This is a genomic window from Paenibacillus sp. FSL L8-0435 (assembly GCF_037965655.1).
Taxonomy (GTDB): domain Bacteria; phylum Bacillota; class Bacilli; order Paenibacillales; family Paenibacillaceae; genus Paenibacillus.
This window is the reverse complement of record NZ_CP150185.1, coordinates 2,893,235-2,906,318: the sequence shown is the minus strand read 5'-3', so window position 1 is coordinate 2,906,318 and position 13,084 is coordinate 2,893,235. Positions and strand designations below refer to the sequence as shown.

General features: G+C 45.8%; 12 protein-coding genes. 1 reads left to right on the top strand and 11 read right to left on the bottom strand.

The genetic code is table 11. From position 1 onward, the window contains the following. Positions 1 to 110 precede the first annotated feature (110 nt). The 4 genes from NST33_RS12830 to NST33_RS12815 all read right to left on the bottom strand — a co-directional run bounded on the left by NST33_RS12830 (position 111) and on the right by NST33_RS12815 (position 3,644). Positions 111 to 1,403: an amidohydrolase gene (locus tag NST33_RS12830; protein WP_339308100.1), complete on the bottom strand. Its 1,293-nt coding sequence runs from the start codon at positions 1,401 to 1,403 to the stop codon at positions 111 to 113. Between the two features lie 78 nt (positions 1,404 to 1,481). Next, positions 1,482 to 1,775 (bottom strand): hypothetical protein, encoded by a 294-nt coding sequence (locus NST33_RS12825; RefSeq protein WP_221819603.1) that lies wholly within the window; start codon positions 1,773 to 1,775, stop codon positions 1,482 to 1,484. A 74-nt stretch (positions 1,776 to 1,849) separates the two neighbouring features. Next, a complete protein-coding gene (locus NST33_RS12820; protein ID WP_339308098.1) occupies positions 1,850 to 2,953 on the bottom strand; it encodes a saccharopine dehydrogenase NADP-binding domain-containing protein in 1,104 nt (367 codons plus the stop codon). Next, positions 2,937 to 3,644 (bottom strand): class I SAM-dependent methyltransferase, encoded by a 708-nt coding sequence (locus NST33_RS12815; protein ID WP_339308096.1) that lies wholly within the window; start codon positions 3,642 to 3,644, stop codon positions 2,937 to 2,939. The genes NST33_RS12820 and NST33_RS12815 overlap by 17 nt, the downstream gene beginning before the upstream one ends. Before the next feature lie 129 nt (positions 3,645 to 3,773). Between NST33_RS12815 and NST33_RS12810 the strand changes: the two genes are divergently transcribed. Then, positions 3,774 to 4,883, top strand: coding sequence for a LuxR C-terminal-related transcriptional regulator (locus NST33_RS12810; RefSeq protein ID WP_339308094.1), 1,110 nt, complete (start codon positions 3,774 to 3,776; stop codon positions 4,881 to 4,883). A 240-nt stretch (positions 4,884 to 5,123) separates the two neighbouring features. Here NST33_RS12810 and NST33_RS12805 read toward each other — a convergent pair whose 3' ends face one another. From NST33_RS12805 to NST33_RS12775, 7 genes are all read right to left on the bottom strand, one after another. Then, positions 5,124 to 6,137, bottom strand: coding sequence for an iron ABC transporter permease (locus tag NST33_RS12805; protein ID WP_221819607.1), 1,014 nt, complete (start codon positions 6,135 to 6,137; stop codon positions 5,124 to 5,126). Further along, complete coding sequence (locus tag NST33_RS12800; protein WP_221819608.1) at positions 6,134 to 7,162, bottom strand: iron ABC transporter permease; 1,029 nt, start codon at positions 7,160 to 7,162, stop codon at positions 6,134 to 6,136. The genes NST33_RS12805 and NST33_RS12800 overlap by 4 nt, the downstream gene beginning before the upstream one ends. Before the next feature lie 117 nt (positions 7,163 to 7,279). Next, complete coding sequence (locus NST33_RS12795; RefSeq protein WP_221819609.1) at positions 7,280 to 9,235, bottom strand: AraC family transcriptional regulator; 1,956 nt, start codon at positions 9,233 to 9,235, stop codon at positions 7,280 to 7,282. Between the two features lie 349 nt (positions 9,236 to 9,584). Next, positions 9,585 to 10,322 carry an ABC transporter permease gene (locus NST33_RS12790; protein WP_076214667.1) on the bottom strand — a complete coding sequence of 246 codons (738 nt, stop codon included), beginning with the start codon at positions 10,320 to 10,322 and terminating at the stop codon, positions 9,585 to 9,587. Continuing rightward, positions 10,315 to 11,232 (bottom strand): ABC transporter ATP-binding protein, encoded by a 918-nt coding sequence (locus NST33_RS12785; RefSeq protein ID WP_076214666.1) that lies wholly within the window; start codon positions 11,230 to 11,232, stop codon positions 10,315 to 10,317. The genes NST33_RS12790 and NST33_RS12785 overlap by 8 nt, the downstream gene beginning before the upstream one ends. Before the next feature lie 86 nt (positions 11,233 to 11,318). Continuing rightward, the gene (locus NST33_RS12780; RefSeq protein WP_260632643.1) at positions 11,319 to 12,359 is read right to left on the bottom strand and encodes a HAMP domain-containing sensor histidine kinase; all 1,041 of its coding nucleotides are present in this window, start codon (positions 12,357 to 12,359) and stop codon (positions 11,319 to 11,321) included. Further along, positions 12,352 to 13,059, bottom strand: coding sequence for a response regulator transcription factor (locus NST33_RS12775; RefSeq protein ID WP_221819610.1), 708 nt, complete (start codon positions 13,057 to 13,059; stop codon positions 12,352 to 12,354). The genes NST33_RS12780 and NST33_RS12775 overlap by 8 nt, the downstream gene beginning before the upstream one ends. Positions 13,060 to 13,084: the final 25 nt, after the last annotated feature.

Genomic DNA, 13,084 nt, shown 5'->3' with positions numbered 1-13,084 from the left:
GGACCATGGAACTATTTCCAATTGTAATTCGACAAAAAACGCTATGGAGTATGCCTCCATAGCGTTTTGAACACAAATCATTTTCCAGTTTGGATCAAATTCAGCTAAAATTAAATTCCTTCTACAATTCGTTTGGCTCTAACCTTCACCTCACGGTAAAGTTCATCCTCATTGATCGTGAGCAGCTTTCTGCCTCTCATGAGGATCTGACCATTCACGATCGTGGTGTCCACGTCCGCCCCATTTACGCTGTAAGCCAATAAGGATTCCACTTCATGTACCGGTTGAAGATGTGGTTTCGCCAGATCGATCAGGATCAGATCAGCTTTGCGCCCCACCTCAAGCATCCCTACTTCATCCTGTAGACCAAGCAGACTGGCACTTCCGCGTGTAGCCATGCTTAGTACGTCCTTGGCTGGCAAGCGAGTGGGATCGCCATAATCCAGCTTTTGCAGCCAGGTCGCGGCTTTGATCTCCTCGAACATATCGACGGTTGTGGCACTTCCCGCTCCATCCGTTCCGATTCCCACATTAATTCCCTGAGCCAACATCTCGGTAATTGGAGCAATTCCACACCCCAGCTTCAGATTACTGACCGGATTGTGTGCTACACCGCCGCGCATGCCCTTCAATCTGCCGATGTCCCTGCGATTGAGGTGTACACCATGCGCAAGCAACACCTGTGCCTGTTCGAACATCCCCGCCTCTTCCAGATACTCTGTCGGTGTCATGCCATAGCGCTCACGAATCTTCACAACTTCTTCCTTTGTCTCAGCCAGATGAATATGGAGAGGAATATCCTCAGTGACAGCCAGAGCAATGACTTCACGTAGCGGCTCTACAGGACATGTATAGGGTGAGTGGGGTCCATACATGGTTGTAATCCGCCCATCGGCCGCTCCAGACCAGCGTTGCACAACATCGATCGCCTCCTGCAACCTGCGTCCCCCATCATCCTCCATGAATACCATTCCACGTGTAAGCGATGCCCGCATACCCGTTTGCTTAACCGCTTCTGCAATCTCATTCATATGGATATACATATCCGCAAAAGCAGTGGTACCCGAACGGATCATCTCGGCGATGGATAACTTGGCACCCCAATAGATGTCTTCCGGGTTCATCCGTGCTTCGGCAGGCAACATTTTACGTTCGAGCCAGTCCATCAGCTTCAGATCATCCGAGAATCCCCGGAGCAGGCTCATTGGTGTATGTTGGTGTGCATTGATGAGGCCCGGCATGGCAACCTTATTTAGGCCATCGATAATCTCATCTTCAGGTTGAGGAGGAATGTGGTTCGCAATCTGTACAATGCGATCTCCCTCAACACGAATATCCCCCATAAAGGGGGCATCGGCATCTTTCATGGTTAGAATCGTAGCTTGCTGAATCAATATACTCATGACGTTCACGGCTCCTCTGGATTGGTTGTCGTTCATTCCCTATCCGAGGGTAAGCCTTTACGTAACGGCAAGGTCAAGTCATTTTAATTTTTGGATCGTCATCTTTCTGAAACTTTGTATAAAGGGTTTAGGATCGATTTCGACCATATAGGGATATACTCCTGTGCTTGTATGCAGATAGAAAAATCCACCTTCATCACCCATACGGCGAAATGACATGTCAAACACTTCCGTGATGTTGAACTCGCGGTATTTGGTCACGATTTTATCGGAATACAGCATCATGGAGCGGGCATTCATCTCAATCTCTTGGGCGAGACCCGTCACTTTCCTCTGCACTTTGTAATAAGGTAATACAGCAACGCAGTTCATGATCTCCCTCCATTCATGCCATGATTATTGTTCCATCATAGCAGATCGGAGGGTCCTAACAAAAGAACATGAACTCAGGTAATCGTGGTCATCACGCTTAGCGGCGTAGGAAGTGCATCCTGAATGTCCTGCAAAGAGAGACACTGTTCAATATGAAATACACCATGAGGTAACTCTGACTCAGTTCTATATACGCGTTCCGCCACGGCTGCTGCCACGGCCGCTGTTGCATCTGCTTCCTTTGCGCCAACCAGTAGTTGTTCGACGCGGATTTGCTCACCATTTTCCCATCCTACAGCATCGACCTTGACCGCATACATTGGCTCTCCTCCGGGAATAAGGCCAAATGCCTTGACTGTTCCATTCCGAATAGACGGGATACGGAGCAAGGAAAACAATCCTATACTTTTGGAAAGCGCCATGGATCCTGTGATCCAGCGGGAGTCCAGACAGAGTCTGGTAGATACGGTTGGAATACGTAACGTCCGAGTAACCACATGCTGATCCGAAAAGTTAAATCGGTATGCCTTCCGGTTCCCCAGTTCTGCTCCAAAATCAATCCTTTTGCCATCTCCAAAACTTTGTACCTCAGCAGGTTTGCCCTTTTGCATCACTTGGTAGGTGGCATTCATCTGATCAACGGTCCACTCCACGGCAGCTTTTCCGTGCTTCTCTCCAAGTCCCAGCATTACGGTAATGTCTGCTTCCTCCACCTGATCCATATGCATGGTCGCTTCGCGTACAAGCAAATTAGTCACTCCAGGTGATAATCCAACGCTGAGGATCGCGGTCGATTGGGAACGTTGCATTTTGGTATGCAGCTGTTCAACCTGAGCGAGAAAATCATATTTTGCAGAAATATCAATATAATCGGTTCCGGCTTGTGCACAGGCTTCAACAAACCGGGTATCACTCTGATCCACACACATAATGACCAACTTCACAGGCCGTAACATTGAAGGCTCCACAGGTTTTGTTATATCCAGTTGAAGTGGTCGCACAACACCACCTGTAGACCTGCTGAATTCTTCCGCACGATTCATGCGTGTACCCGCAGCCCATACTTTACCCGGGAACAATTTCCCCAGTTGAGTACATATCATCTGCCCCACTTGACCATAACCGCCAACCACCCAGATCTGATCTTTCATAGGTTTCACGTTAGTTTCGAATTGCATAATACCCCTCCACCCAGAACGCCCCGAAGTAACGTGTAATATGTGAGAAACCGCATTCGGTCAGTAGCTGAGTCATCTCTTCAGAGCATATGGGATCGGATTCATGGCCCAGGGAAGCAGCAAAGCGCTCCCACTCTTCAGGAAGGACGCCCACACTCAACATGTGATCCTTCCAAGCTTGCATCATGATTGGATGTGCAGGTGAACGAAGATCAGCATTTACAGCCGCAATGATCAGTGGTGCACCCGGTTTAAGTCTCGCTGCGAGACTCGTCAGAAACGTTCTCTTGGCCTCCATCCCCTGAAGGAAATGTAACATGAGCATGCTTGTCGCCCCATCATATACAATATCCTCCGGCAATTCTTCAACCGTGACAGGTTGCAGCTTCACTCTGGAACCGATGCCTGCTTCCGCGACGCGTTTCCCAGCAAGTTGCAGCATGGGCTCTGAAGGATCTACTCCAGTCAGTGTCCAACCGGCATGACGTGATCCGAGCAGAGCAATCTCTTTTCCCCCTCCCGCTCCGGCAATAAGGATATGAATATCGTTGTTATCGGCAAAAGATGCTGAAAGCAGCCGTTCCATTAGATCATGCATATGAGAATAACCCGGAATTTTCAGGGCTATCGATTGTTCGTAACGATGAACATCTGCTGTTTCCCAGCTCATCGGTGATGGATTGTGATTCATGGACACCGCACTCCTCTTGAATTGAAGTTAGACTTGACTCGTTGTTCGTCTAATTTCATTATAGAAGGATACAGCGAGCCTACAATCCCAGAACATTGGGATATGCGCACAGAGAGGGGAGTACTCTTGTTGACATCACGTATTGATCGGAACCACAGACTTATCACTTCTCTTGAAAAAGGAACCTGGACCTCGCGTACCTATCGGGAAGCTGTTCTCAAGCAGATCCATACGGTTATACCTTACGACGCATACTGTTTCACTACCGTTGATCCTCTGACTCTTCTCTCCACAGGAGCTGTGACAGAAGATGGCATTGAAGTCATTCATGATCGGTTATTCATCAACGAATACATGGAAGAAGATATACATAAATACGCTGAATTAGTTCGCAGCGGTGAACATACAGCTACACTCCACACATCCGTAAACGCACAGCCTGAACAAAGCCCACGTTATATCAACATTCTTCAGCCAGCGGGGTTCGGTGATGAATTGCGCGCTGTATTGGTCAATGGAGACGCTTGCTGGGGATATCTGACCCTGTATCGTAAGACAGAAAGTGCTGTCTTTACAGAGGAAGAGCGGTTGATGATTCAGTCCTGGACCGCTTCTATTGCATCCGTGTTGCGGTCTACGAGCCTGACACTGATCGATGAGATTACGAGTGAAAGTCCCGAGGAACCCGGAATTTTGATCACCTCAGACACGTTCCAGCTCTTATCCCTGAACGTCTCGGCCGAGTATTGGCTGTCCCAATTGCGCATGCTGGAACATGTAGGGCCGGATGTTCTGCCCCGTCCGGTACGTGCAGTGAGTTCCCACTTGCAGCGCAAGTATCAGGCAGAACGTGCTCACGACACTCAGATCGCTCACGACTCACCATCCAAAGTTTGCATCCAACTACCGGATGGGCGTTACCTCATACTTCATGCCAGTCTCATGCAACAGCTCGCGGGACCGGACCAGATAGCCATCCGCCTGGAGCAGGCAATGCCGCAGGATTTGCTGCCCTTGCTCGCCGAGAGCCATGGATTATCCAGTCGAGAACGGGAACTGCTCGGTTATGTACTGCGCAGCTATTCTTCCAAAGAGATTGCTGCCGCGATGCATATTTCTGTGTACACGGTTCAGGATCATCTGAAATCCATTTTCGCCAAAACCAAAGTATCCTCACGTCGCGAGCTCATCTGGTATTTCGTTTCCCGGTTCCAGCTGTCGGATGAGCCTGCCATATAAATCCTGATATAATTTCCCAGTAATCAACTTGACTATCAAAATAATGAGTAAAAATCAAAAGATGCCAATACGAATCTTCGTAATGGCATCTTTTTTTATATGCATTTGATTAAGATGCATAGCGGTAATGCAGGCTAGCTTCGATCGTTGAACTTCATATCTTGCATTCTGCTTTAAAACGCAGCGCACAGTTCTACCAACCGTTTTCTACAAAATATTCAGACCATATCATTGATTGTGTTATTTGGCTTTTGCTAGTAAATAAAGAAAATATGGAACACTAATGACTGTAATAACGATTCCTGTCGGCACATCTCCTATGAGGCTAACCGTGCGCGTAATCGTGTCAGCCAACACCACGACTAGTCCACCGGCCAAGCTGGCAGCCGGAATGAGCAATTTGTGATCGGGACCGACCAGTTTTCTGGCCATATGCGGAGCGATCAAGCCAACAAAAAAGAAGCTTCCCCCCACGGCTACACTGCCAGAGGATAAAGCAACAGCAGCGATTGATAACCCCAAGAACTGCCGTTTCACGGAAACACCAAGCCCCTGTGCTGTCTGATTGCCCAGATGGAGGGCATTCAGTATGCGAGCCTTGTAAAAAATATAGCCGAGTAAGATCAAGACCCATGGTGTCAGTATGGAAATATAGCCCCAATCATCGCCCCATAGGATCCCCGCCAGCCAATACAGCATGAAGTTCATCTGCGAATCATCCAGCTTGAGTGTCAAGAAAGTCGTCAGCGCCCCATACCCGCTTCCTAGCGCGACCCCAGTCAAGATCAAACCGATTGGTGAGATGTCTCGTCCGCGGCGATACGATAATAAGAAGATCAAACCCGCCGCCAATAGTCCGCCAACAAAAGCCAACAGAGGCAGAGCAATAAAGGAACTCTTTCCTGTGGATGCAATGAATACAACGAAGAACAGGACAAACAAACCCGATCCCGAACTAATTCCCAGTGTCCCCGGACTAGCCATGTCATTACGCAGCAAACTCTGCATCACGACCCCGGCCGCTCCCATTCCCAGACCTACCAAGATCGAAAGTACAATTCGTGGCAGACGAAAATCAAACACAATCAGATTTTGCTTATCGGTACCGTTTCCCACGAGAACGTTCAGCACTTCTAGCGGTGAAAGATTCATCTTGCCAGAATTCATACTAATGATAGCAAACACAAGAATGAGCACCATAAGCACTACATTGATGATAATACCTCGTTTCACCGTATAACGCCGCTTGGTCATTCATATTCCCTCCTTTGTCTTCTTCGAGCCAAGAAGAGAAAATACGGCACACCAATGATAGAAAATATAATGGCAATCGGCGTTTCGAACGGTTTATTGATCAAACGTCCAGCCAAATCGGCCGATACGGTCAGCAACGCACCATATAACGCCGCTGCCGGAATAATGTATCGATAGTCGACACCTACCATATATCGCACAATATGCGGGGTAATCAGACCCACAAAACCAACCGGGCCAACCACAACAACAGCCAATCCAGTCAGCACGAGTACAATAATTGTCGATAAAATCTTGACCAATCCGCTACGAATGCCGAGTCCACTTGCCACATCATCTCCCAAACTGAGCAATGTAACGGAAGGGGACAGCGCCAGTGCCAGCATTATACCACCAACAAAGAGCGGTGAGATAATCAGCAGTTCACCCCATTTGACCCCCGCTGTACTACCCGCTGTCCAGAATGTTAATGCTCGGCCCAGGTTATAATTGATCGCCAAGTACTGACTGAGTGCGCCAAACAACATTGAAATGGACAGACCTGCCAGCACAAGCCGCTGAGGCGTCATTCCGCGATTTCCCAGTGACGCGGTAAAGTAAGTCATACCAGTGGCGATCGCTGCTCCCAGACAAGCGAACAACATCATCTGCCAATACGAATAACCCGGCAGAAAGGCCAGGCAAAGTGCAATTGCAAATGCTGCGCCAGAGCTAATCCCCATGAGCCCGGAGTCGGCCAGCGGATTGCGCGTCGTCCCCTGCATGATAGCGCCACATACCGCAAGGCTGCACCCAACGATCAGATCAGCTACGGTACGCGGGAGACGCATGGTTTGAATAATTTGATGTTCAGTGAGCATTGGATCAAATCGGAAAATAGCATCCCATACCGTTGCTAACCTCATATCAGCAGCACCAAACATAATTGATGCCGCCGACATGAGAACCGTTAATCCAAGCCCTACTACCATGTACATGGTGAAGTTCATCGCCCCACGGCGTTTTTGTTCAGGCTTGCTTTTCATCTCATTTCCCTTTCATCACCTATTGACAATCCAAACGAATATGGATATTAACGTCCATAAATTCGACTGGTCATGTTTGAAAATTTGGAGTGCTCAATTAAAATTTCGTTCTAACTCTTATTTAGCTAATGCCAGCAATTGACTAACAATATAATCAATCAATGCACTGGAAGTCATTACGTCGGTGGACCAAGATAGCGAAGAATCTACCTTTACGATCCGATCATGTTGAACAGCAGGTATGGCATTCCACACTGCATTATCACCAGCAACTGTTCCATCTCCTAAGAAGATCATATAATCCCCCGAGTAAGCGGGTAATACTTCCATGGAGACATCGCCCCAATATTTATCTGCATCGATAATATCCGTTTGGACTTTTGAAGGTGCCTGCAATTGAAGTTCATCGTAAACAAGCTCGCCAACGGCATGCTTGGCTCCAGCTATGTAGTTACTTTTATCACTGAATTCTCCAACCGTAATCGTTACATCGGATAGGCCCGCATTCTGAAAGGCTAGCTTTGCTTCTTCGATTTTTCCGGTATAAGCATTCAAAACATCCTTAGCCTCTTCCTGTTTGTTCAAAACATCGCTAATAAATTGTATCCGCTCTTCTGTAGTCATATCACCATAGGGAACATAAATGGTCGGGGCAATTTTGGATAAATCATCATACGACTCATCGCTCCATGCCAAAATGATAAGATCAGGCTCAAGCGTCATGATATCTTCCGGCTCCATGGCTACTTTTATGGAGTCTGTAATCTGGTTAGCATAAACTGGCTCTGTCTCTCCCCGTGCAGCTCTAGCCACACCTAAAGGAGTTACACCTAGGGCTACCACATCACCAACCAAATAATCAACTACAACTCGCTGAGGGTTGTTAGGCACCTCAACATCACCCTTTATTGTGGATATCGTTCTGGTCTGCGTGACTGCTTCTGAAGCTTTTGTCTCCGACCCTTCCTGTTGTGTCTGCGCAGGTGGTGTATTCGCCGTTCCCCCATTATTCGCTGGCGTCCCTGACGTACATGCTGTCAATAAGAGCATCATGCTTATCGCTGCCGCCAAAATCATTTCTTTACTTCTTAATGATCCAAACATCGTTGATTCCCCATCTCTATAAGACTTGACTAGACTCACTAGTTTCCTCTCATCGTAAGTGAGATGAGAATCATTATCAATACCATCAACCTGCATGGATAGTGCGTTTATTTTCCGATAATCACTTGGCGTCATCTTGTAATGCTTCTTAAACATGCGGAACAGGTTTTTCTCATCTGCGAACCCAGCTCCTGTTGCGATTTCTTTAACCGTTGCTTCTGTATGTTTCAAATCATGACAGGCAGCTTCAATCCTTTTCTGAATGAGATACTCCTGTAAGTTCATCCCTTCCCTTTTTTTGAACAACCGCGTCAATTGTCCACCACTGATCCCAAACATATCGGCAATTTGTTGAAACATAATCGGCTCCCTGTAATGTTTATCGAGATATATCTTGGCAGAAGAGGCTGGATCAGGCTGGAGATACCGAATCTCACCACCCTCCAAATCCCTGTACACCTCATGAATCAATTGATATAAAAAACTTTTGGCCTGTAGCTGATCCATTGCTTTGCCACGTTTCCAGCCATTCATCATCCGTTGGAACCAATCGCGTAGCAAGATGGGATTACTTGGCGTATATCCAAAATGTTGAACAAATGGATTGACTTGCTCCAGTAATTGCTGCAGATGTTTCTTGAAAAAGAGAGGTGATTCTGCTCTATAAAACACCATAAAGGTCTTCACCATCTCCTCTTTAGGCGTAATACTGAGCAGGCTCCCCTTCCCGCCGTGAACTAAACCGAAGCGTTCCATTGCAAATGTGGTTTCATTCAGTTGGATTTGCGCTTCTCCCCCATATGCATAGATAAACATGCTACTAGGCATTTTGTATTGCTCCAACGGGTATTGTGACGCTATATTCTGAAAACGTACATCTATTATTGTAATGATCGAACGTGTCCAGATACTGGCCATTGTATCAATCATCTCCGGTGTAAATCCTTGTGTCGCTTCTTTCTCTTGCATCTATACGCGCCCCTCGTTTCACTTTTTCCAATGTATACATCACTCATTAATTGAGATTGATAATTGATATTGATAATCAATATCATATTCCATCAGGTAAGTATATCATCATTAAGTGATAGTGGGGAACAGGCAGTGGACGTTATGCTTTTCAACCCAGCTTCCCCTATCGTAAAACGAGAACAAAAAAGGCCAACCCGTAACTACGGGTTAACCTGATCATTGAAAAAAAAGCCCTGATCCATACTGATCAGGGCTTCTCCATTATGTTTTTCGCAGTCATATGCGACCGAATTGATTAGGATTTTGCATGTTTCGGAGAAGGTTTGGATGAGTTTGAAGACAAGATCTAATGAATATCTATTTTCTTAAAATAACCAATGGCCAGTCCAAGACAGATGATGAACGTCGCAGCGATCGAAATATATGAATACTCTGGAGGATATTTGGCCTCCAGTGTTCCATTCGCAATATCCAGTGCTGCGGTCCATGGAAATAGTCCGCGATGTTCACTTGTAGCCAGCATCACATTCACCAGTGTAATAATAATGGTTACGATAATCGCTGGCACAAAACTTTTTAATACGAGCGTAATCAGAATGATCGGGGTCGACAACAGAAACAACAGCAGTCCTGCCACTACATAATTGCTGAGCGAGTTAAGCACAAACTGTGGAGTAAGACCTGCAAATTGACCCAGTGAACCAAAAATGATCGCCAGCGCCCACGCTGATAATGTAAGCAACATAATCCATCCCAGCAACATAATCCATTTGGACATTAGCAGAGCGACTCTGGAAACTGGAATGGTCAGCAGATTCTTCATTGTATCCTCCGCATATTCCCTGTTATACAGATAAGCGGTAATGACACCATACAACGGAACTCCAATGACCAGTACAGCATATATGCTTGTGTTGGACATAAGCACACTGAATTGTGCGACAAGATAAGGCTCCTTTGTTTTCATTTGCACAAACATGGCAGCAGCTACCATCAAAGGGGCAACGGCCGCTCCGATGATACTAAGCAGAAACATTTTGGAGCGTTTCAGCTTGAGAAGTTCAGTGTAAAGCAAATTAACCAATGGTTCCACCTCCAACCAGCTTGGTGAAATAATCTTCCAAACGATCCTCACTCACCATAATTTTGGTTACATTGATGTCATTCTCCATAAAGATTCTGTTTAACTTACCTTGTTGTCCCAAATGGGAATACACCCTGATATTGCGTTCATCATGAATTTCATATTCAGCCTGATCCAAACCGTCGAGAATGACCGCAGCCTTATTATCATCTGAAACTTGAAATTCGGTGTATTTACGGTTCCTTTTCCGAAGCTGCTCAAATGAAATTTCCTCCAGCAGGTTCCCTTCATGAATAATGCCCATGTAATCAACCAGTTGTTCAATTTCCGATAAAATATGGCTTGAGATCAAGATGGTAATATTTCTCTCGGTGGCCAAATTTTTAATCAGCCTGCGAATTTCTTTGATCCCAATCGGATCAAGTCCATTGGTAGGTTCATCAAGAATCAGCAATTCTGGATAGTGCAACAGGGCTCGGGCAATGCCTAACCTTTGTTTCATTCCCAAAGAATATTTGCCAACCAATTTTTTGGTTTCATTTTGCAGACCTACGATTTCGAGCGAGTCCTCAATGGCATTCTTTTTGTATATCCCCATAATTCGAGCGTTGATGGATAAATTTTCGCGGGCAGTCAGATTCTCATAAAACCCGGGTACCTCTACAATCGAACCGGTCCTTCTTAATATTTCTTTTTGATTGGTAAATAGGTTCTCTCCAAATATCTCAATCTCACCATGCGTTGGTTTGATTAGACCGAGCAGCATACGGATTGTCGTCGTTTTCCCTGCCCCGTTGCGTCCAAGAAAGCCGTATATCCCACCTTGTTGAACGGTCATGTTCAGTGAATTAACTGATTTTTGAGTCCCGTATTGTTTGGTAAGATTTGTTGTTTTGATAATTACACTCACGTCTAGCGCACCTTCCTTCCAAGAACTGATAATTTCATTCTAGGTTTCAGATTTTAAATAGCGCTTATCCAAATCTTAACTATCTCTTAATTGTGCTGTGACTTTGACAGCCGCTTATACTTGGGGATTGTGAATATAAAGGATGTTTTCACGCCAGGTTTGCTCTCTGCCTTCAAATACCCCTCATTTTTCTCAGCCAATGTCCGGGCAATGGAAAGCCCAAGCCCGCTTGCCCCAAAGACAGGGCTACGTGAGTGGTCACTGCGATACATACGTTCAAACACTAGATTTAGCTCTTTCTCTGATATCCCTGGTCCCTGATCCCATACGGTTAATTGGAAATTAAGATGATAACATGTTATCTCAATTCCCAGAACGCCCCCTTCATGTCCATACTGGATAGAATTTTGAATCAGATTACTGATGAGGCGATTGATACTCAACCTGTCTGCCATAACGAAACAAGGATAATCCGGGATCTGAATCTTTAGATCCATTTCTGCTTTTTTGAGACTGGGTATAAATTCAATCAAAATCTCCCTGGTCAATTCGGCCAGATCCAACGGCTCAGCCTGCATGGGCATCTCGTCTGCATCCAGTTTGGCCATGGTGAACATCTCATCTATCATTTTTTTCAAGTCCTTCGATTTTCGCGACAAAATATCCATATAGTCTCTTCTCTCTTCTTCTGTAGAAGCAATGTCATCCTTGAGCGCATCCACATAACCAATCATCGAAGTCAGAGGTGTGCGAATATCATGAGAAATGCTGGAAAGCAGACTCTTTCTTACTGCCTGAGAGCGCTGGGCCTCGATCTTTACGCCTTCAAGCTGCTCCATCAGGTCATTTGCTGCAAAAACGATCTCATCCAGCAGTACATTCCCTTTGCTTAATATTCTTCTTTTTCCTTCTCCATTGACCGCCCGATGCAGTTCAGAAGCAATCGATTGCTGCTTGCTTCGAATCTGATATTGATTAACGAGTACCCAGATGCTGGTGAAAACAAACGCTGCAAACAACCACATTCGTGAACCATGCGTCAAGCTCGTGTAGTATTCCAGAGCAAGAGCCCCAGCTCCGATGATCAACTGTAGACCGGATAAAATCAAGATGGCATCTCTATTCATCCCGTTCACCTACAAATTTATAACCGATACCCCAAACGGTTTTTATAAACTGTGGATTCGAAGGATCGGATTCAATCTTCATTCGTAGCTTTCGGATATGTACCATGACGGTATTGTCATCATCCAAATACCCATTATCCCATACATTCCTGAATAATTGGGCTTTGGTGAACACCTGGCCAGGATTGGACATCATAAATTTGAGCAATTCCGTTTCTTTGCCAGTCAGATCGGTCTCTTTTCCCTGGACATCAACTGTGTATGTTTTCAAATTCATCATCAATCCTTTGAAGCGAATGACCTCACTATGGTCAGGAACCTCCGTCCCAAGAACCATAAATCTACGCATGAGTGCCTTAATTCTAGCAACCAGTTCATGAATGCTAAATGGTTTGGTAATGTAATCATCTGCACCGATGCCAAGACCTATAATTTTATCTGTTTCGTGGTCTTTGGCTGTCACCATCATGATGGGTACATTACTGATACTGCGAATTCTTCGACAAGCCTCCGTACCGTCCATCTGAGGCATCATCAGGTCAAGAATGACCATATTATATTTGTGCTGTTGAAACAGCTGCAGCGCTTGTTCACCATCTGCGGCAGTATCTACGGTATACATCTCCCGCTCCAGGTATTTTCGGATCAGGTCTCGAATCTCCTTATCGTCATCAGCAATGAGTACACGAATATTTTGCATGATTTCAACCTTCTTTCTAAAAAAA

What these genes read in the sequence shown, in the direction of transcription:
- NST33_RS12830 (WP_339308100.1), bottom strand. Translation starts at nt 1,403, where the DNA reads ATGAGTATATTGATTCAGCAAGCTACGATTCTAACCATGAAAGATGCC.
- NST33_RS12825 (WP_221819603.1), bottom strand. Translation starts at nt 1,775, where the DNA reads ATGAACTGCGTTGCTGTATTACCTTATTACAAAGTGCAGAGGAAAGTG.
- NST33_RS12820 (WP_339308098.1), bottom strand. Translation starts at nt 2,953, where the DNA reads ATGCAATTCGAAACTAACGTGAAACCTATGAAAGATCAGATCTGGGTG.
- NST33_RS12815 (WP_339308096.1), bottom strand. Translation starts at nt 3,644, where the DNA reads ATGAATCACAATCCATCACCGATGAGCTGGGAAACAGCAGATGTTCAT.
- NST33_RS12805 (WP_221819607.1), bottom strand. Translation starts at nt 6,137, where the DNA reads ATGACCAAGCGGCGTTATACGGTGAAACGAGGTATTATCATCAATGTA.
- NST33_RS12800 (WP_221819608.1), bottom strand. Translation starts at nt 7,162, where the DNA reads ATGAAAAGCAAGCCTGAACAAAAACGCCGTGGGGCGATGAACTTCACC.
- NST33_RS12795 (WP_221819609.1), bottom strand. Translation starts at nt 9,235, where the DNA reads ATGCAAGAGAAAGAAGCGACACAAGGATTTACACCGGAGATGATTGAT.
- NST33_RS12780 (WP_260632643.1), bottom strand. Translation starts at nt 12,359, where the DNA reads ATGAATAGAGATGCCATCTTGATTTTATCCGGTCTACAGTTGATCATC.
- NST33_RS12775 (WP_221819610.1), bottom strand. Translation starts at nt 13,059, where the DNA reads ATGCAAAATATTCGTGTACTCATTGCTGATGACGATAAGGAGATTCGA.